This window comes from Psychrobacter sp. Pi2-1, from assembly GCF_904846645.1.
Taxonomy (GTDB): Bacteria; Pseudomonadota; Gammaproteobacteria; order Pseudomonadales; family Moraxellaceae; genus Psychrobacter.
Map to the genome: position 1 here is coordinate 487625 of NZ_CAJHBO010000001.1, position 19720 is coordinate 507344.

Genomic DNA, 19720 nt, shown 5'->3' on the forward strand with positions numbered 1-19720 from the left:
GGCGCAATCTATCAATGAACCTCCTCCACTAAACGCACAGCTATTGAACTTTCGATTAATCCTTTGTTAGCTGTGCATTTATCACTCTCAACATATCTATAGCCATTTTTTTACTTTATCAATGACCGTATGCACTCTATTAGAGAGTGCCTGCTGTCGTCTGACTGCCAGATATAGCGTTTCGCTAACAGCAACTGGTAGATAATGACTGTTAATCAGTTCAGGCTTCGGATAAGCAGCCACGGCATGTGCTGGCAAAACAGTAAAGCCGATTCCCCTGCTGACGGGCTCTAGTATCAGGCCAATCTGATTCGAAAAGCCCTTTTTCTCAAAATCATTGATATGCTGGAATTGTTCATAATTGGCAGTCAGTAGCATGCCTGCATGATGAGCGCCATCTGGATGATCGATAAATCCAAGCTCGATAAGCTGCTCCCAGCTAGGCTCCACTGTAGCCGCAGGGGTTACTAGTATCAATGCTTCTTGCGCCATAGGTTTACAGCTAACCGTTTCATCATCTGAGATATCCGTCATAAAGCCAATATCAATCTCGTGATTTGCCAGCGCCCGTTCAATATCAGAATTTGGTGCAAAGCGGTAATCAATGACTAGTTTTGGATGCTGCTGCTGTAGTGCCAAAAGCTGCGGATATAGCTTTAGGCCCACACTACCCGGTGACATCAAACGCACCAATCCTTCATAAGGCGGATCTTCACCGATGCGCTGTTCTAAATTCGATAATCGCTGCAATATCTCGCCTGCTTCTTTATAAAGCTGCTTACCTGCATTGGTCAATGAAAACTGCTTTCCTTGTCGAATCAACAAGTCCGTATCTAGTTGCTCCTCTAACTTACTTATGTGTTGGCTCACACCAGACTGCGTCATATATAGACGTTCAGCCGTACGAGTAAAGTGCCCAACTTCAGCAAGCGTGCAAAAGGTGCTTAACCATGTGATATTTATCATTACGTTTCATAATTATTTATATAATATTTGATAATTTTACATAATGACGGTGCATTTGTATACTGGTTCCACGTTAAAGAAAACGCACATCAAACAGGAGCACAAGCTATGAACAACGTTTATCCAAGAAGCTTTTCGCACATCGGTCTTTCAGTCCCTGACCTAGATGCAGCCGTGAAATTTTATACTGAAGTGATGGGCTGGTACACCATCATGGAACCAACTGAGATTGTCGAAGATGACAGCCCGATTGGTGAGATGTGTACTGAAGTATTTGGTGCAGGTTGGGGCAGCTTCCGCATCGCTCACTTGTCTACTGGTGACCGTATCGGCGTCGAGATTTTTGAATTCAAAAATCAAGAAAACCCTGAAAACAACTTTGAATATTGGAAAACAGGTATCTTTCACTTCTGCGTTCAGGATCCAAATGTTGAAGAACTGGCTGAGCGTATGGTTGCCGCAGGTGGCAAAAAGCGTATGGAAAAACCACGCTACTACTACCCTGGCGAAAAACCTTACCGCATGATCTATATGGAAGACCCGTTCGGTAATATTGTTGAAATTTATAGCCACAGCTACGAGCTTATCTATAGCGAAGGCGCATACTAAGCTCATCATAAATGCAGCTTATATCTAACTAAAAAACCAATAGCGTACTCATCACCTGAGTGCGCTATTTTTTTGTGTGCTTTCTATGTGCTCCATCTATTGTATAGAATATGGGCCATGCTACTATTTATATAGCTTTATAAATAGTAGCATTAGCCAAATCAAATAACCCATTATCAAGGATGATAAATGACTCAATCTGACGTTACTTTAGACCTAGACGACCTTCTGGTTATTAGAGAAGACAATAAAGAAAGTGGCGTCGTCACGCTCACCTTAAACCAACCCAAACAATTCAATGCCCTGTCCGTTGAAGTACTATCTGCCATGCAAGCAGAACTGGACAATATCGCTCAAGACGATACGATCAGAGTGGTGGTTATTCAAGCGACAGGCAAGGCATTCTGTGCTGGTCACAATCTAAAACAAATGCGCGCAAACGATGATGAAGCATTTCATCGTGCCCTATTCCAGCAATGTAGCAAAATGATGCTTACCATCAACTGTATGCCACAAGTCGTTATCGCAAAAGTACAAGGCGTTGCCACAGCCGCAGGATGTCAGCTGGTCGCAGCTTGTGACTTAGCCGTTGCCGCTGACAATGCAAAATTTGCTACTTCTGGGATAAACGTTGGACTTTTTTGCTCTACGCCTGCCGTTGCCGTCAGTCGTAATTTACCCCGTAAGCAAGCATTTGAGATGTTAATCACAGGTGAATTTATCGATGCGCATACTGCCTTACAATATGGATTGATCAATCGAGTTGCGCCAGCAGAGCAACTCGATCAAACACTACAATCACTGATAACAGCAATCACTGCCAAGTCTCCAGTAGCAGTAAAAACTGGCAAAGATATGTTTTATAAGCAGCTGAGCATGAACCTCGAAGACGCTTATGACTATGCCAGTGACGTGATGACTTGCAACATGATGGCGGATGATGTGAGCGAAGGGATTGATGCGTTTATTGAGAAACGCCAAGCGGTATGGAAAGGGTGCTAATTCCTATAATGTAATCACTGTATTGCTTCGCTGACGTTATACGGCGTGTGCTTGGATTAAAAAGCTAGCATATTTCTTTTCAATAATCGAGTTGGCTTATTGCGAAGCATAAAAAAGGCCACGATATCATTATCATGGCCTTTTTCATTTCTATTTAATACAGGTGCTATAGGTACTAGGAGCAGTCTTTACTCAGCGGCGATGGCGATCATTTCAACCAATAGCTCAGGACGTGCCAATGCTGACTCACCACAAGCGCGCGCTGGTGGCTGAATACCTTCAAACCACTGGTCATAAACTTCATTCATAGCAGCAAAATCAGCCATGTCTTTGATCCAAACCGTGACTGATAGTAGCTTTGATTTGTCGCTACCAACTTCTTCTAGCAACGTTTGGATTTTTTCTAAGCAAGTTAATGTTTGCGCTTTGATATCGTCTTCTGCGTTACCTACCTGACCACACAAATAGATAGTTTGGTTATGGATTACGGTTTTGCTCATACGTTGATTGCTGTGTAGCTTCTTAATCATGTCTATACCTTTCATTTATTAATTTAAGTCTGTGCTAACTATAGTCAATCCACTATAAAAGCGTTACAGCGTTAACCTCGCTTGAAGTATGACATATACATCTGCACTCGGTTGCCTTGTACCGCTCTTAAATTGGATCAACTATATATCAGATGCGCGCTTAGTTAGAAAAACGCTGGGCACTAAATGGTGCAAGATCGACCAATGTAGGCTTATCGTGAATAATCTCTTCAACCAGACGACCTGTCATTGGACCTAAGGTAAAGCCTTGATGACTGTGACCAAATGCAAACCATAGTTTGTCATGCTTGTCTGCAGGACCGATTACTGGCTTCATATCAGGCATACAAGGACGTGAGCCTGCCCATGCTTCACTCTCAACCGCATCTTCTAGTGGCAAGATTTTTTTGGCTAGCTTCAATACAGTTTTTAACTGACCAAAGTTCTTTGGCGCATTCATTGTGGTCATCTCAGCACCAGTGGTGATACGGATACCCTGCTGCATCGGCCCCATCACAAAACCTTTGTCCATATCAAACATACTGTGATTGATGGTGTTCTTTTCTGTCACTTTGAAATGCTGATGATAGCCGCGCATTGGGAACAATGGCAAGTTATAGCCAAGTGGTCTGATCAAATCATTAGACCATGGGCCTGCTGCGATAACCAATTTATCACTATAGTAGGTATCGTTATCAGTGATAACTTTCCAGCCTTCGCCATCTTGAACGATTTCTTTCACATCGCTTTCTTTTATCGTACCTTGCATATCTTGGAAGTTTTTCGCGTATGCTTTTACTAGCGAGCTTGGGTTTGATACTTGCCAAGAGTTTTTCCAATGAATCGCGCCAACGAAACCTTCAAAATTGGCGCTAGGCTCCATTGCTTTGAGCTCTTCAAGGTTTAGTACGTTATGCTCAACACCTTGGTTACGTGCGTCGATGGCTGATACTTGTGCTTCTTTAAACGTCTCTTCCGAGCGATGCAATTGCAACCAACCATCACGAGTAATGAGCTCGTCAGCACCAGAAGCGCTAATCATGGTTTGGTGCTCACTGGTACAATGCTCAATCAGCGTCTGCCATTCTGATTCAATCTTTTTGACTGAAGCAGGTGTAGAGTATTTCCAGTACTGAAGCAGGGCTTGGTGATAACGTAAAATGGCCGGAATACGATAGCGAATATCGGTACCTTGGTTTGGTAACACTCTGATCATTTCTGTCAGCTGACGAGGAAAAGGATGTGTATGAATGGCTTCGCGCTGAATCAATCCTGCATTGCCATATGAGGTCTCTGACCCTGGCAATTTTTTGTCTAACAATAATACATTTGAGTTATTTTTTTGTAGATGCCACGCGATTGACGTGCCAACCATACCTGCACCGATAACGATAACTTCGTAGCGCATAACCTATCCTTTTCTTAGGGTGTTAATACAGAGTATCAAATATAAGGGTCTAACCAAATTAGGTGGTAATAGTAACGCATTAGGATAAATTTGAAACCCTTATCTGAGAAATATTTTCGCGTCACATACTTTTGGTTATGGGGTTTTTGAGAAGGTATTTTTGATAGGAATAATACTGGCTTTGAGCAATAATCCAGTAACAATTTTAGGGAAAATAGCGTCAAATTATCCAATGTTTTTAGTTATAAAATACTCAAGTATTCGACAGCTCACTTATCTATATTACTGCATAGCCTTATTAGCTTATGTTTAATTGATTGGATAATCAACTAAACTTAAAGTATTACCACCAAATGGGATCATCGTCTTCTATCATGGTTCGCCTTGTCGTTTCAACCGTGACCTCATCCGCAGATAGCTCAGCGATAAAACGTGACGGCTTATCAAAATATCCAGAATAACTAGAAAAGTAATTTGGTGCTGTCAGATATAACTGCGTCTTCGCACGACTACAAGCAACATAAAACAGCTTACGCTCTTCTTCTAATGCTTCAAAGTCATCTAAAGAACGATGATGCGGCGTGATGCCATCTACCAATGAGTTAACAAACACTACTGGCCACTCAAGTCCCTTAGCACTATGAATAGTCGAGATAGTAACTTTGTCATTGCTACTGTCTTGTCCATTATCCAAATTGCCCATCACAGCAACCGAATCATTAGGTGGGTCTAAAGCGAGATTTTCTAAAAAGCTATCAAGGCTTGTGTGCTCTGTCGCTAAGTTCTTTAGCACCCGAAAATCTTCGGTACGCTCACGCCAATTATCTTCAATCAGCTTTAACACTGGAATATAAAACTCAAGAATATGTTCAATGGCTGTCTCGACCGATTCAGCTTGCTGTGCCTTGGTAAGCGCATGATATAGAGGTTCTAGCTGATTGCTCTTTTTTGCAAAAGGCGCTGCTAGTAAGGATTCAAATGCATTATTGTCAGCAGTAATGGCTTGGGTTAAGCGCGTCGCCGTCACTGCACCCACCCCTTTAAACAAAGTTAAAATACGATGCCAAGCAATTGTGTCATTTGGGTTATAGAGTATTTTGACAAAGGCCAATACGTCTTTGATATGACGTCTTTCAATGAACTTGATACCACCCACGACGATAAAGGGAATATTGCGCGCCATAAACTCTAGCTGTACGTAATTGGACTGAAAAGACGTACGGCATAATACCGCAAAGTCGTTGTAGTCATACTCTGGCTTAAGCGCGACAATCTTATCAGTGATATAGCCCGCTTCTTTTGGCTCATCACTGAGTCGTCGAAATACTGGCTTGTGTCCTTCTATTGGCGCATCAGAATACAGCTGCTTTTGATAGCCTAGCGTGATTTGCGCGGACAACGCATTGATATAGTTTAAAACGGACGGTGAGCTGCGATAGTTTTGCTCAAGCTTAATAAGTTTGGCATGAGGATAAGTCTCACCGAACAGCAGAATGTTTTCATAATTGGCACCGCGAAAGGCATAGATGCTTTGATTGTCGTCACCGACTACCATCAGCGATACCGACTCAGGCTCACATATTAAGTCAATTAGCTGCTTTTGCGGAATATTAGTGTCTTGATATTCATCAACCATAATATAACGATACTGGCTTTGCAGTAGCTGTCGAAAGGTATCATTGGTCTTCAAATGACGCACTACTTGGCTGATGATATCGTCAAAATCATATAAGTGATTGGCGCGCTTATACTCATGAAAGTCAACTGCCAGCTGCTCGATGATAGGAATATGCACGGCAATATCTGGGTAGTTACTTTCGATTAAGTCACGAATTTGTATACGTCTATTTCTAGACGTCGAGATGATATTTTGCAGCGTTTTTTTGCGTGGAAAGGCTTGTGACTTGGTCTGAGCAGGATACTTTTTTTCTTTGTGCACCAAGTCGATAGCGTCCTCACTATCACCCGTATCCAAAATGGTAAACCTTGGATTGATACCGAGTAGCCCTGAATATTGACGTAGTAACATATTACAAAACGAGTGAAAAGTACCACTAGTGATGCTATTTAATGCTTTATCAGTTGGCAGCTTATCCTCAGCCAACTCTTCATCTGATAGTTCTTGATTTAAAAGACTGCTAGCTAGCAAGGACTTAGCTCGATCTTTTATTTCATTGGCGGCTTTACGCGTGAAGGTTAGTAGCAAAATCTCTTTAGGCGACACCCCGTTTTCCAATAGATAGCTGGTCCGATAGGTCAAGGTTTTGGTCTTGCCCGAACCTGCACCAGCAATGACCAATACTTTGCCTTCGATCGTAGTCGCGGCCATTAACTGATCGGGATTTAACTCTCTGGCATAATCGACCTTTAACCCCAAACCACTATCTAGCCTCTGCTTTAACAACTTAATATTTGTCGTCTCATCAGTATCAATTAAATTTGCTTCTAGCTTTTTAATAGCCTGCTCAAGTCGAGTCAGTTTAGGCTTCATTTCAAGGAAGTTCTGCGGGTATTTATAGTGGCGTGTGTCAAAAATCGAGGTTGTCATTGTCTAAAATTGCCTTACATTTTATTTTGGCGATATTATCAGCTTATGTCTGACTGTTTATAGCTTTAGAATAAGTATGATTTGCTAAAATTGACAGAATATATGTGCTGAATTTACGTGAACTTTAAGCCCTTATCTATACGTGACAGTTTAGCATATTAAAAAATAGGGTTTATCGGCTCACATAAGCCATGTATCACTCGTATTGATTCGCCTTATTCATTTTTAAGCTCCTAATATGACCTGTTTTTATCGTAAAGATGCATATTGTCATCGAGTAAAAACCTGAGCATATACCGTAACAACCTCACCCCTATTCAGGTAAATTTGCTACAATGTGCCCAATTTTGATTTATCATTTAACCAAACTTTATACCAACTGATTTTATTAATACATTGAGAGAATGTTATGGGTTTTAATTGCGGCATCGTCGGCCTACCAAATGTGGGTAAATCCACCTTGTTTAATGCGTTGACCAAAGCGGGTATCGCCGCTGAAAACTTTCCATTTTGTACCAAAGATCCCAACACGGGTATCGTGCCAGTACCAGACCCACGCCTAAAGCAACTGGCTGATATCGTCAATCCTGAACGCGTTCTACCAACGACCATGGAGTTTGTTGATATTGCAGGTTTGGTCGCAGGCGCGTCAAAAGGCGAAGGTATGGGTAACCAATTCCTAGCCAACATCCGTGAGACCGATGCGATTGCTCACGTTGTACGCTGTTTTGATGATGACAATGTGGTACACGTTGATGGCCGCGTTAGCCCGATTGATGATATCGAAACTATCAACACTGAACTGGCACTTGCAGATTTAGAAGCTGTTGAGCGCGCAATCCACAACCAAACCAAAAAGGCTAAAGGTGGTGATAAGGACGCGCAAGCATTGCTTGATGTGTTCAAAAAAGTTGAACCATTATTAGCAGAAGGTAAAGCGGCTCGTGCAGCTAATCTAGACGCTGATGAGAAAAAACTGATCAGAAGCTATGGTCTAATCACGCTAAAGCCAACCATGTATATCGCTAACGTCTCTGAAGATGGTTTTGAAAATAACCCATACCTTGACGCTGTTCGTGACTATGCCACGGGTGAAGACTCTATCGTCATCGCGCTATGCAATCAGATCGAATCTGAAATTGCTCAGCTCGATGAAGACGATAAAAAAGACTTCTTAGCTGAAATGGACATGGAAGAAGCCGGTCTTGACCAAGTAATCCGTGGTGGCTATGACTTACTGGATATGCAGACTTACTTTACCGCTGGCGTAAAAGAAGTACGTGCTTGGACTGTCGCTATTGGTGCGACAGCGCCGCAAGCAGCTGGCGTGATTCATACTGATTTTGAGCGCGGCTTTATTCGTGCTGAAGTCATTGCGTATGACGACTTTATTGAATACAACGGTGAAAAAGGCGCTGCTGCTGCTGGTAAATCGCGTTTGGAAGGTAAGACTTACATCGTACAAGATGGCGACGTGATGCACTTTAGATTTAACGTGTAACTTTAAATAGTACAGCTTATTTAAAGTTAATTAGCCGATGTTGGATATTCTCCATCATCGGCTTTATTTTACCTATGTATTGTTATATTATAACATATCTTTATTTTGCTTATTTTAGGGTTCATAACTGTGACTAATTATTTTTCTTTTTCTAGACTTGCGGGTATTACTATATTAGGTAGTGTGATGGCAGGCTCTTTACTAGGCTGTCAGCCAAACAGCGATACCGATGCAGTAGTATCTGAAAAAGTACCAGTAGATAATCACGCCGAGCATGAACAAGGTCATGAAATGCATGACAATAAAGAGCATGAAGATCACGGCCACGAAGAACATAGTGATATGGAACACGATTATGAAGGGCCTAATCATGAAGGACACGATCATGAAAGTTATAGCCACGAGGAACATGCGCACGCAGGTCACGATCATGCAGCTCATGCCAGCAACAGCACTCCTTTCTCTTGTGAGCCTACTGCTACTATCGGCGTTTCTTATCATAGCGACAGTACACCACAGACAGCACATTTGCTCATCGATGGTATCGAATACGATTTGACAGCTACCGCTGATAGTGACACTGATGCTGATAAAGGCATCTATACCAGCGATATCGGATTAGACGATACCCACGGCATCATATGGCAAGTAAATGGAGACAAGGCGACATTGCTCAAGAAGACACTGGACAGCGATGTAGCTATCGACAAGGAAGACGTACTTTTTAACTGTCAAAAGTCTTAATATAGTTGATTCAATATGATTTGGATATAAGCAAGGCGAGTGAAAGTACTACCAATAGCAGGCTAAGCGAAACTGGCACCGTATACAGTTTATAGGGCATTAACTCTAGTCAAAGAAGTCTAAAATGGGTACAAGGCAGCCGACTACAGATTGTAAAAATAGCACTTCTAAGGAGGGTAACACCGTAGCCGTTTAGTAGTTCTCTGACTATATAGCTGTACCAAGGGCGCTATTTTGCTATGCTAGAGGCTCCCTTGGTTCCGGATGTTTCAATATGCTAAATAAACCAACCTCCTTGTCGTCCCCTACCACACAATGGTCACATCTTCTCAACTCACAGCGTCTTGGTGCTTCCAAAAAATTTAACGCCAATACCAGTACTCGTTCTCAGTTTCACAAAGACTATGACAGACTGGTATTTTCTCACTCTTTTCGCCAGTTAAATCAGAAAACCCAAGTCCATCCATTGACCAATCAGCTCGGTATTCATACGCGCCTGACTCATTCGCTAGAAGTTTCTTCTATTGGTCGCTCTTTGGGAATGATGGCCGCCGAAAAAATTCATGACGCACTAAGTAGCGGCCTACCAGCAGGAGTTTCACCAGCAGACGTCGGTGTGATCGTACAAGCAGCTTGTCTCGCTCATGACATTGGCAATCCGCCTTTTGGCCACGCTGGAGAGTATGCGATTCGTGATTGGTTTAAGCAGCCTGAACCGCAAGCAATTTTGCAAAATTTAAGCAGCAACGAGCGACTGGACTTACTGGCATACGAGGGTAATGCTCAAGGGTTTCGCCTATTGGCACGTAATGAGCATCACCCTGACAAGGGTGGTATGCGGCTCACCTGTGCCACGCTAGGCGCCTTTATGAAGTATCCGTGGTTGGCAACTCACAGTAACGATGTCAATGACAACCATTATAACGTGCAAAAATTTGGCTGCTTTTATAGCGAGGCTTCTCAGTTAGAAGAGTTAGCTGCGTGTTTGCACTTACCGCGCTCAGAGCAACACGATGGCTTTGCGCGCCATCCATTGGCTTACTTGCTAGAAGCGGCAGATGACATCTGTTATGCGCTAATCGATTTAGAAGATGGCATCAATCTGAATATGCTAACCTATGCCGAAGTTGCCACGATATTTTATGAGCTGATTGGTGAACGTCCGAGTAGCGTAAACTTGCCAGCGCATATGTCTGTCAGACAAAGTCTCGCCTCCCTGCGGGCACGAGCCATGATGCGTTTGGTCAATACCGTCACCGATGCCTTTGTAGCCAACAGTGATGCATTGCTAGCTGGCACGTTGCAAGGCAGCCTATTTGCCCATTGCGATACCAGCGTACAAAGTGGTATTAATCAAGCTAAGCAACTGGCACGCGAAAAAATATTTAATCATCCGAGCAAAGTAAGAATGGAGCTGATGGCCAATCAATGCTTGCATAGCCTATTGAATGCCTTTATGCCGCTCGCTTGGACTGGCTCTAACTCTGCCACTACGCAGCCGCCGATGTCTTTTGAGCAGCAACGTCTGTTAAGATTGCTACAGCCGCATCTTGACGAACATCGCCGCATATTATCCGACGACATCTATCATAATGTCTTAAATATTTTGGATTTTATTACAGGTATGAATGACCATGAAGCCTATCGGCTGGCACAAGAATTGCAGGGTCATTGGGGCACAGTGGTTTAAAAGACCAATGAAGGTTTAGTAAATTAACACGAATGGCGTATTTCAGTCGTATTTATACGTTGAAATGAGTATGATAAACACCTACCGGACAATTTTGAAATATTATGAGCAGTCGCGAACAAAAAAAACTTCAAACTCGGCACGCCTTTTTTAATGCTGTGCTCGATTTATGTATGACAGGGCAATCTTTTAGCTCTATCAGTCTCAGACAAGTAACACGCGAGGTTGGCGTTGTGCCGACTGCGTTTTATCGCCATTTTGATGATATGGAGTCACTCGGGCGCGCTTTGGTTATTGAGGAATTGGGCGGTACGTTGGCCACGTTAAGTGATAGCCTGCAGATTGGACGCAAACGTAGCTTCGATCGTCAAATCGCAAAAAGCATTCAGCTATTCTTGTATATGGTCAGCGATCAGCCTTATTACTGGCAGTTTTTAGTCAGTGAGCGTTATGGTGGATCAGAAGCAGTACGCAAAGCCATCAATGAGTTGATTAAGATACATGCTCAAGGTTTGGCCGACGACTTAGCGTTGCAGCCAGCGTTTACCCATATCAATGCTTATGACCGTCGTCTATTGGCTGAAGCTGGTGTGAATATGTTTTTCTCTTGGATTATTGATTGGCTAGAGCTGACCTATACAGAAGATCATGATGATGAGATTGATCTAAACGAAATTGAAGAGAACAAACAGCTAATGCTACATAACTGTACTCGTCAAGCACAGATGCTTTTTTACGGGGCATATAATTGGAAGTCTAGCGAAGAAACACGCCTAAAAGATTAAACGTCGATCTCAATACCATCCGCTAAAAGCTCGGACGAAATGCCCATAGTCGCTGTATCACTACTTTGACTTCCTTGGGCATTTTACCGTTTACCCCACTACTATTACTCGCCTGATTATTATTAGCAGCCTCACTACTATTAACTACTTGATTATTATCAACGACAGTTTTACTAATCAAAACAGTAGCAAAACGCTCTCTAGCTTGATCGACAGTTGCATTATCAGTCGCTGTGATAAGCGCCATAAATGCTTGGCTATCAACGGCGAGCAGTGGTGTTAACGCTTTTCGTTGCTCATCATTTAGACTGCCGAATATCGGTAATTGCCATACTGCATCAATAGACGTCAGCGCCTGCTGTGCGCGTATATCTACCAGTGCTTGCATCTGTTGGCTGTTAGCACCATCAATGAGTGCTGCTAATAATACAGGACTGGCAGTATTGATATTAATAGGCACATAATAAGGCACCGCGGTAATATAAGGCCGTAATACTGCTAATGTTTCAGTACTTACCCCTTTTACTTCTAGTAGCTGATCGATGCTAACAAAAGGCTGATTTGGCAAAGCATTTGTTACTACAGCGTTTGACTGCTGCGCATATACCGTACTTTCGTCACCACCATCTTGATATACCTCGCCGTCTGCATCTTGCCAATCAAGTATAGCAATAGCAATATCAGGCTCTAGATTTAGTTGCGTGAGTAGCCGTTGGAATATTTCTAAAGCAGTAGTGTTGACCGTTCCATCTTGATACAAGTTATTAATGTTAAAACGACCAGACTCATCGCGTAGCTCGATGCTGACACTGTGACTAGCCAATGCATAAGGTGGTATGGGCTGCGCCCAGATATCTTGTATGCTATCCGTATCATTGAGGTTGCTATCAGCGCGAATCATCGTCACTGCTAACTGTTGACCTGCATCGATATCTTGCAGCAACTGATTTTGTTCGAACAACAGACCACTACGCCTAATTGCGATTTTTTGGCTAGCAAGCATCGATCCTGCAACCACAGTAATACTTACTACCAATAATAAGATAGTCAGCAGTGCAACACCGCGTTGAGAGTTCGCAGTCATCGACATACATAGCCTTTGTTATTGAGCAATTGATACATTTTAACTACTACCTTCTCAATTATTCGTTCCTAAATTGCTATTATCCGCACTACTATTATTATCACTACCATCACTACCGCTGTTGTCATTATTAGCATTATCATTGCTGCTACTACCTGTATCATTGGCGATGCTTTGACTATTGCTATGCGATATCGGTTGCGGGGAAAGTGCCCATTGCCAAGTAATTGGCATATCTTGATATGTGAAGCTAACCGCGATTCCTTTCGGTAATAAAACAGCTGTGGGCTTAGGACTCGCTGTATTCGCTGATTGTCTCATCGCTGTATTTATACTACTGCCATTGTTAGTATCGTCGCTCGGAAACTTGGTACTTAGCTCTGGTAGATAAGCTTGCCAGCTTTCTGCTGTGACACCTTCGAGCAATATGCTGTCTAGGCTGACGCTGTCACGCCCGCCTTCCATACTGGTATATTGGCGACGTATCAAACGCTCATCCGCAAAAATATATTCAATACGTTGGAGGCTATTGCTACTCTGATATCGTGGATCAGGATCGGCAAAGCGTACAAAGCTGATATGCTCGCCATCTAAGCTCATAAAAGGCTCAGGCGCTATTTCGCTTATTTGCTCGCTTGATTGAGTATTACTACCTGAACTAGTACTGTTGCTTGTATTCTTGTTCGCTGCACTAACACTCTGGGTAGTCGCCACTTGATAAGGAAGAATTTGACCCATGTCTTGCTGTAACTGTAAATAAGCGTACTGCAAGACAGCCAGATTGTCAGCATGAAATTGCGCGCGCTCACGAGCACGGTTGACCCCATCAAACACTTGCCAGCCTGCAACGGCTAGCATCGCAAATATTGCCATTGCAACCATTAGCTCAAGCAGTGTGAAACCACGCTGATGCCTCACAGACCGCCCCCGACCTGCTCGCTATTACCTATTGTGTTTAGACCACTTAAATCCAGACTGCCCGTATCTTGCTCAGCATTACTTAGCATCACAGTGATATCAGTGACCGACGTGCGTGTCTGTCCATCTATAATAGGCGAAACTGCGATATTTACTTCTTTTAAGGCAGGTGTGATGGCGTCACCGACTGTCATTGCTATTTGCCAATCACGTCCTTGTGCATTAACGGTTTGGGTGCGGTTGGCTGTCAGCCACGTCTCTTGAATACGTAAATCAGCGGCGGCATTTTGGGCAACGAAGTGAGCAAGCGTACGAGTACGCAATATATCAACTGAGCTAAGATATGCACTACTGGCACGGCTCGCCGCGACGGCTACCACTGCCAAAATAGCCAAAGCAACCATCACTTCGATAAGGGTAAAGCCGCTCTCGCGCCCAGACTTGAATGATATAGATTTTAGTGACATAGGCTGGCTTGTCATAGAAGGTTTATATAATTTAGTCACTATAACCCCTGTCCGATTCGCATGCTGCCATTTGGCATTATCGTAATTACTTCGCCCACTAAACGCGAATCGTGAAGCACTTCAATGGTGACAGGCGTTGCTTGTCCTGTACCAAACCACAATACCTGCGGTACGTTTTGATCTCTAAACCAAGGCTGTAAGGTTTGTGTTCGTCCCGGGTTTTGTAAACCGCTAGAATCCAAACTTTGAACTCTGATACTTACGCCAGTGGGCAGCTTAGGCAAGCTAACACCTGACTCGATTTCCCAACTTGGCGTTGGTTTTTGCTCATCATTAGAGCCTGATAAACTAGTCACCTCTGCCGACAGCTCCATGGCATTCTTAGGCTGACTGTCGGTACTATCTGACATCATCGCCGTTGTCTGATACGCAACATATGGATTTGATAGGGTAACGATGACCGGCTCTACTTGACCTTGCTTATCTGCCTGCATACGCATACCCATTGGTTGCATACGTTCAGCCGATAATAAGCGAACGTAGCTTAACGAATCGGTAAGATGCTCATAAAAAGCGCGGTTTTTGCGGGCTTCACTGCTACCGACAGACAAACTCATTATGCCAGCAAATATAGACAAGATAACGACTACCACCACGATTTCTACCAATGTGAAACCAATCTGTGTCCGACTGTTTATTGGTGAGACTGATGATAAGTGATGAGTATCAGTTGATATGGAGACACAGCTACAACAATGGTCTACAGGACTGATATGGAAACAACTTGATCGAGTCATTTGACTAATTAAAGTAAAAGAGCAAGTAGCCGCTGAACTGGACTGCGTCTTAACACTGACCGGCATATTGCACCTATAAGTCCGATTTTAATTATCGCAGAATGAGAAAGGAGGTTTGAGTAATATTAGAAGATATGTGAATTAATACTGCAAACCGTGCTGCAATAGTAACCATCACAGCACGATCTATTAAAACCAAGAAAGGTACTCTACCAATAACTACTTTAATAGTTGGTATTGCGATGCTCTTCTGACTCAGTATCGATTTGCTCGACCAGCTCCTGCATGTCTTCATCCATGACACCGCTATCATCGGCCGGATAATGACTTGGTAACTCTAGTACTTGTCGAACAAACGCCACTCGTAACGTATCACGGCGACCCAAGTAACGCTGATAAAAACTTGAGTTCAATAGCCCTGCGCCGCCCTGCCCAATGGCCCAGATAGATGATAAATAATCACGCGTACTCAAATTACTGTGTTCGTCCTTTAGATAAGCACTGATGATATCAATCAAACGCTTCATGCGCTGGCGACGGATATCATATAACTCACCAAACAAGCGGTTCAGACCTGTGACCGATGCTGCCAAACGCTCTTCGATTTGGTTCAATAGCATGGCTTTTTGCGGATTGAATAACTGCTGGAAAATCATGCGGGCAACGCCTGCCGACGGGCAGTCATCAATACGGTTAATCTCAAACAATTGCTCTTCGTAACGAATAATAATACGCAGATAAAGCTCATCTTTACTGGAGAAATGCTTGTACAGGGTGCCTTTAGCCAAATCGAGCTGATCTGCCAAACTGTCTAAAGTGATATCACCATCGCCTGACTCAAGTAGCAATTGTTCTGCCATCGCTAAGATGTTCTCTTCTCGTGCCTTGAACTGGTGCTGACGACTCATAATCTCTCCTAAAACATGACAAGATTAAGCATATGACCATCAATTATGTGCGTACATTTGGCAATGAGCGTATAAAACTATACAAGAACTGCTGAAATACCATAAAAGGGATATGCTTATATTTACAAATAGTCATTGATAATCATACAGTTACATTTAGTAAATCAAATACTAAGGGGGATTAAACTATGAGACCATCACATAAATGACTGACTGGTCATAGCATAACCATTTTAGCGATACTGTGCCAGTAAATTTTCAAAGTTTTTTGCGGTTAATGCGCCAACCTCGTTACTATCACAACCGTACATATCTGCGATAAAGCTTGCGACATAGGGTACGTAGGCAGGCTCATTGGGACGACCACGCTTAGGCACAGGCGCCAAATATGGACTGTCGGTCTCAATCAAAATTCTGTCTCTAGGCATATGCCTTGCAGCATCTTGGATATTTTGGGCACTTTTAAAGCTGACAATACCTGAGAAGGAGATATAAAACCCTAAATCTAAAGCACGTTTTGCGGTCTCCCAGTCTTCAGTGAAGCAATGGATAATACCATGCTCAGCGCCTTCACTCTTTAGGATATCGATCGTATCTTCTTTTGCATCGCGCATATGTATGACAAGCGGTTTTTTTAGTTGCTGGCTTGCATGGATATGACGTGCAAGACTGGCTTGCTGCTCTTTTTTATTTTCTGTAGACCAGTAGTAATCTAGCCCTGTCTCGCCTATTGCCCATACATGTTCTTTAGCAGCAGTCTCTATTAGACGCTCAACCGTCGCTGATTTCAGTATATCAATATCTTCACAAGGATGAATCCCTACACTCATTCCTAGATTTAGCGTCTCGTCACCATAGGTGCTCACAATATTGGCAATCTCGTCGTATTCTGCAAAATCACACATGATTGCCATCGCACGGGTGACATTAGCAGTTTTCATGGCGTCAATCGCGCCAGATAATTTACCATCGTATTTCGTCAAATCTAAACGGTTGAGGTGACAATGAGTATCTGTAAACATAAATAATCTCGTTGTTAAAAACTTATCAATTAAAAGTATGGGAATTAAAATTTAAATCTTATTTGCATTGATTGCTGTGAAGGAAGCTGTTTTCAAGTATTGTTTAACGGTACACTACCTTAAATGGCTATCAAAAATACTCTAAATAGAATTTATTCTAAATAAATGGATGATACGAACTTAGTCGATACATCATAACAATCTTTTAAAAGCCGAAGCTTCAAAACCTTTATTACCTCTCATAAGTGCCATACTATGAACCATAAAAAAACTATCACCTTACCCCATATCTTCAAAACATTGTTGCCCAAGCAACTGTATAAACAACGGTTTTTATTACAAGATAAAGGCCATAGTAATTACATTAAAATAGCTAACGACGTACGTATCATTAGCAACTCCACAATTACTATTCGTAAAGGTGATAACAATCGAATTACCATTGGTAGTCATGGGAAACTTAATAAATTAAAAATCGACATTAATGGTAATCACAATCAAGTCACTATCGCAGAACATGTTAAATTCTCTGGTCAATTATTAGTCGTTGGTAATCATTTACGCATTTATATTGGTGAGCATACCACTGCCATTGATTGCTATATCTTGGCACGTGACAAGAGTGTAACTATTGGTAAGTCTTGCATGATATCGCGTGGTATTGAAATTCGCGCTACCGATGTGCACAAGGTCTACGATATAGATACTAACGTACGAGTGAACAAAGCACATTCTGATGTCATTCTAGGAGATCATATTTGGATTGCGGCTAATGTGACTATTTCAAAAAACGTCTCTATCGCTGATGGATGTATCATCGCAGCAGGTGCCTTCGTCAATAAACCAGTCACTATACCAAACTGTATGGTAGCAGGCACACCAGCAAAAATTATTCGCCAAAACGTACATTGGGAACGCTAAACACGACTTCAAATACAATAGTTAATTAAGAGGCACGACTCGCATCACCTCTTCTATGGTTGTCACGCCTTCACTAATACGTTTTGCCCCTGATAAACGCAATGGCTGTAGACCTTCACGATAGGCTTGTTGTTTGAGCACATCTAAGTTAGTATCGGCTGCGACCAATTTTTTTAATTCGTTAGACAATGGCATAATCTCGTATAGGCCGACTCGTCCCTGATAACCAGTGTGTCGACAATGCTCGCAGCCTTGAGCCACATAAATCTGTGCTGGGGCAGGAGCGCGCCAAGGCTGTACCAACTCCTGCCATTGAATGGCAACCTCGCTGTCTGGCATAACGTCTACCGCTTTTTTGCAATGCGGGCATAGCGTACGTAATAAACGCTGTGCCATTACGCCTAAGATAGTCGCTGATGTCAAAAATGGCTGAATACCCAAATCATGCAAGCGAGTGATTGAACTTGGCGCATCGTTAGTATGTAGTGTCGAGAGCACTAAATGCCCTGTCAATGAAGCTTGTACTGCCATATTGGCTGTTTCGGCATCACGAATCTCCCCAACCATAATAATATCAGGATCTTGACGCATCAAAGAGCGAATGCCGTCAGCAAAGTATAAATCGACACCTGGATTCACTTGCATTTGGTTAAATGCAGGTTCAATCATTTCAATAGGATCTTCAATGGTACAGACATTGACTTGTTCAGTTGCTAACTGCTTGAGAGTACTATACAAGGTCGTGGTCTTACCCGAACCTGTAGGCCCAGTGACCAAAATAATCCCGTTTGGATGAGCAGTCAATTCATGCCACGTTTCAAGCTGCTTACCCGATAGACCAAGCTGAGCAAAGGAACGCACCAGTACTTCAGGATCAAACACCCGCATGACCAACTTTTCACCAAAAGCGGTTGGCATAGTCGACAAACGAAGTTCTGTCTCTAGTCCCTTCGGCGTTCGCGTCTTTAAACGACCATCTTGCGGCTTACGCTTTTCTGCGACATTTAGCCGTCCTAAAATTTTGATACGTGCGGTCACCGCAACGATGATTGCCAATGGCATCTCATACACCGTATGTAGCACCCCATCGATACGGAAGCGCACCTTACCTGTCTCACGGCGTGGCTCTAAATGGATATCACTAGCTCGTTGCTCAAAGGCATATTGCAACAGCCAATCAACAACTCTAACTATATGCTGGTCATTGGCATCAGGATTGGTATTGTCACCCAATTGCAATAATGCTTCGACATTGGTCACATCGGCAGCTGCACGCTTATGGACACTATTTGCGCCTGCAATCGCTTGGGTGACTTGATAGAACTCCTGACGGTAGCGTTTGATCTGCTCAGGATTGATATAGACCGTACGATAGCTTTTTGATTTGATTAATTTTTCAATACTTGAGTGCCAGTCAGTATAAAAAGGCTGATCCGTTCCAATAATCACTTCGTCTACAGCGACCTCAATCGGTAAAATATGCTGTGAACGTGCATATTCGAATGACATCAATTGTGTGACTGCAGGGACATCAACTTTTAGAGGGTCAATACGAACGAGAGACATGTCTGCTTTAGCCGCCAACCACTGATTGAGCCAAGCCAAAGTTAATTTATTTTCAGCGCTATTGTCCGTCGCATGGCCATTCGGCAAGCCAAATTCACTAATCGTTAGTAAAGGATGCTGCGCTTTGTCGCGGCGGCTAGTAATGACTAGGTTATAGCCGCGTTGGTCAATCACTTTATCTGCCAATAGCTCATCTAGACACCAGCGCAAATCAATCACTATCGAGTACTGTTGAGCAGACATATCTCTCTTCT

18 protein-coding genes are annotated in these 19720 nt (G+C 42.9%); 7 read left to right on the forward strand and 11 right to left on the reverse strand.

Annotated elements, in window-relative coordinates:
• Window positions 1–96 precede the first annotated feature (96 nt).
• Window positions 97–966 (reverse strand): LysR family transcriptional regulator, encoded by an 870-nt coding sequence (locus JMX91_RS01860; protein ID WP_201547421.1) that lies wholly within the window; start codon window positions 964–966, stop codon window positions 97–99.
• Window positions 967–1074: 108 nt separating this feature from the next.
• On the opposite strand from JMX91_RS01860, the gene JMX91_RS01865 reads away from it, so the two are divergent.
• Window positions 1075–1575: a lactoylglutathione lyase family protein gene (locus tag JMX91_RS01865; protein WP_101205448.1), complete on the forward strand. Its 501-nt coding sequence runs from the start codon at window positions 1075–1077 to the stop codon at window positions 1573–1575.
• 189 nt (window positions 1576–1764) lie between these two features.
• Complete coding sequence (locus JMX91_RS01870; RefSeq protein ID WP_201547422.1) at window positions 1765–2577, forward strand: enoyl-CoA hydratase; 813 nt, start codon at window positions 1765–1767, stop codon at window positions 2575–2577.
• A 188-nt stretch (window positions 2578–2765) separates the two neighbouring features.
• Here JMX91_RS01870 and JMX91_RS01875 read toward each other — a convergent pair whose 3' ends face one another.
• The 3 genes from JMX91_RS01875 to JMX91_RS01885 form a co-directional block, all read right to left on the reverse strand.
• Window positions 2766–3104, reverse strand: a complete 339-nt coding sequence (locus JMX91_RS01875; protein ID WP_055124581.1) for a RidA family protein — start codon at window positions 3102–3104, stop codon at window positions 2766–2768.
• A 163-nt stretch (window positions 3105–3267) separates the two neighbouring features.
• The gene (locus JMX91_RS01880) at window positions 3268–4515 is read right to left on the reverse strand and encodes an NAD(P)/FAD-dependent oxidoreductase (protein WP_201547423.1); all 1248 of its coding nucleotides are present in this window, start codon (window positions 4513–4515) and stop codon (window positions 3268–3270) included.
• Window positions 4516–4858: 343 nt separating this feature from the next.
• Window positions 4859–7063: an ATP-dependent helicase gene (locus JMX91_RS01885; RefSeq protein ID WP_201547424.1), complete on the reverse strand. Its 2205-nt coding sequence runs from the start codon at window positions 7061–7063 to the stop codon at window positions 4859–4861.
• A gap of 409 nt (window positions 7064–7472) precedes the next feature.
• On the opposite strand from JMX91_RS01885, the gene ychF reads away from it, so the two are divergent.
• From ychF to JMX91_RS01905, 4 genes are all read left to right on the forward strand, one after another.
• The gene (gene ychF / locus JMX91_RS01890) at window positions 7473–8564 is read left to right on the forward strand and encodes a redox-regulated ATPase YchF (protein ID WP_201547425.1); all 1092 of its coding nucleotides are present in this window, start codon (window positions 7473–7475) and stop codon (window positions 8562–8564) included.
• A 129-nt stretch (window positions 8565–8693) separates the two neighbouring features.
• Window positions 8694–9308 (forward strand): hypothetical protein, encoded by a 615-nt coding sequence (locus JMX91_RS01895; RefSeq protein WP_201547426.1) that lies wholly within the window; start codon window positions 8694–8696, stop codon window positions 9306–9308.
• Window positions 9309–9582: 274 nt separating this feature from the next.
• Window positions 9583–10998, forward strand: coding sequence for a deoxyguanosinetriphosphate triphosphohydrolase (locus JMX91_RS01900; RefSeq protein ID WP_201547427.1), 1416 nt, complete (start codon window positions 9583–9585; stop codon window positions 10996–10998).
• 104 nt (window positions 10999–11102) lie between these two features.
• A complete protein-coding gene (locus tag JMX91_RS01905) occupies window positions 11103–11783 on the forward strand; it encodes a TetR family transcriptional regulator (protein ID WP_057759356.1) in 681 nt (226 codons plus the stop codon).
• Between the two features lie 22 nt (window positions 11784–11805).
• Here JMX91_RS01905 and gspK read toward each other — a convergent pair whose 3' ends face one another.
• The 6 genes from gspK to JMX91_RS01935 form a co-directional block, all read right to left on the reverse strand.
• On the reverse strand, window positions 11806–12873 hold the full coding sequence (gspK, locus tag JMX91_RS01910) for a type II secretion system minor pseudopilin GspK (RefSeq protein ID WP_227679204.1): 1068 nt from the start codon (window positions 12871–12873) through the stop codon (window positions 11806–11808).
• A 48-nt stretch (window positions 12874–12921) separates the two neighbouring features.
• Window positions 12922–13785 carry a type II secretion system minor pseudopilin GspJ gene (gene gspJ / locus JMX91_RS01915; protein WP_201547428.1) on the reverse strand — a complete coding sequence of 288 codons (864 nt, stop codon included), beginning with the start codon at window positions 13783–13785 and terminating at the stop codon, window positions 12922–12924.
• On the reverse strand, window positions 13782–14252 hold the full coding sequence (gene gspI / locus JMX91_RS01920) for a type II secretion system minor pseudopilin GspI (protein WP_227679206.1): 471 nt from the start codon (window positions 14250–14252) through the stop codon (window positions 13782–13784). The genes gspJ and gspI overlap by 4 nt, the downstream gene beginning before the upstream one ends.
• Window positions 14253–14290: 38 nt before the next feature.
• A complete protein-coding gene (locus tag JMX91_RS01925; RefSeq protein ID WP_240990902.1) occupies window positions 14291–14920 on the reverse strand; it encodes a prepilin-type cleavage/methylation domain-containing protein in 630 nt (209 codons plus the stop codon).
• Between the two features lie 353 nt (window positions 14921–15273).
• Window positions 15274–15957, reverse strand: a complete 684-nt coding sequence (locus JMX91_RS01930; RefSeq protein ID WP_201547429.1) for a TetR/AcrR family transcriptional regulator — start codon at window positions 15955–15957, stop codon at window positions 15274–15276.
• Window positions 15958–16190: 233 nt separating this feature from the next.
• A complete protein-coding gene (locus JMX91_RS01935; protein WP_201547430.1) occupies window positions 16191–16979 on the reverse strand; it encodes a TatD family hydrolase in 789 nt (262 codons plus the stop codon).
• Between the two features lie 255 nt (window positions 16980–17234).
• On the opposite strand from JMX91_RS01935, the gene JMX91_RS01940 reads away from it, so the two are divergent.
• Window positions 17235–17900 carry an acyltransferase gene (locus JMX91_RS01940; protein ID WP_201547431.1) on the forward strand — a complete coding sequence of 222 codons (666 nt, stop codon included), beginning with the start codon at window positions 17235–17237 and terminating at the stop codon, window positions 17898–17900.
• 21 nt (window positions 17901–17921) lie between these two features.
• Here the strand turns inward: JMX91_RS01940 and JMX91_RS01945 are convergent, their stop codons facing one another.
• Window positions 17922–19709, reverse strand: a complete 1788-nt coding sequence (locus JMX91_RS01945; RefSeq protein WP_201547432.1) for a GspE/PulE family protein — start codon at window positions 19707–19709, stop codon at window positions 17922–17924.
• Window positions 19710–19720 lie beyond the last annotated feature (11 nt).

Excerpts from the sequence above, each read along its gene's own strand:
- JMX91_RS01860 (WP_201547421.1), bottom strand. The coding sequence starts at position 966 with ATGATAAATATCACATGGTTAAGCACCTTTTGCACGCTTGCTGAAGTT.
- JMX91_RS01865 (WP_101205448.1), top strand. The coding sequence starts at position 1,075 with ATGAACAACGTTTATCCAAGAAGCTTTTCGCACATCGGTCTTTCAGTC.
- JMX91_RS01870 (WP_201547422.1), top strand. The coding sequence starts at position 1,765 with ATGACTCAATCTGACGTTACTTTAGACCTAGACGACCTTCTGGTTATT.
- JMX91_RS01880 (WP_201547423.1), bottom strand. The coding sequence starts at position 4,515 with ATGCGCTACGAAGTTATCGTTATCGGTGCAGGTATGGTTGGCACGTCA.
- JMX91_RS01885 (WP_201547424.1), bottom strand. The coding sequence starts at position 7,063 with ATGACAACCTCGATTTTTGACACACGCCACTATAAATACCCGCAGAAC.
- ychF (WP_201547425.1), top strand. The coding sequence starts at position 7,473 with ATGGGTTTTAATTGCGGCATCGTCGGCCTACCAAATGTGGGTAAATCC.
- JMX91_RS01900 (WP_201547427.1), top strand. The coding sequence starts at position 9,583 with ATGCTAAATAAACCAACCTCCTTGTCGTCCCCTACCACACAATGGTCA.
- JMX91_RS01905 (WP_057759356.1), top strand. The coding sequence starts at position 11,103 with ATGAGCAGTCGCGAACAAAAAAAACTTCAAACTCGGCACGCCTTTTTT.
- gspK (WP_227679204.1), bottom strand. The coding sequence starts at position 12,873 with ATGTCGATGACTGCGAACTCTCAACGCGGTGTTGCACTGCTGACTATC.
- gspI (WP_227679206.1), bottom strand. The coding sequence starts at position 14,252 with ATGTCACTAAAATCTATATCATTCAAGTCTGGGCGCGAGAGCGGCTTT.
- JMX91_RS01930 (WP_201547429.1), bottom strand. The coding sequence starts at position 15,957 with ATGAGTCGTCAGCACCAGTTCAAGGCACGAGAAGAGAACATCTTAGCG.
- JMX91_RS01935 (WP_201547430.1), bottom strand. The coding sequence starts at position 16,979 with ATGTTTACAGATACTCATTGTCACCTCAACCGTTTAGATTTGACGAAA.
- JMX91_RS01940 (WP_201547431.1), top strand. The coding sequence starts at position 17,235 with ATGAACCATAAAAAAACTATCACCTTACCCCATATCTTCAAAACATTG.
- JMX91_RS01945 (WP_201547432.1), bottom strand. The coding sequence starts at position 19,709 with ATGTCTGCTCAACAGTACTCGATAGTGATTGATTTGCGCTGGTGTCTA.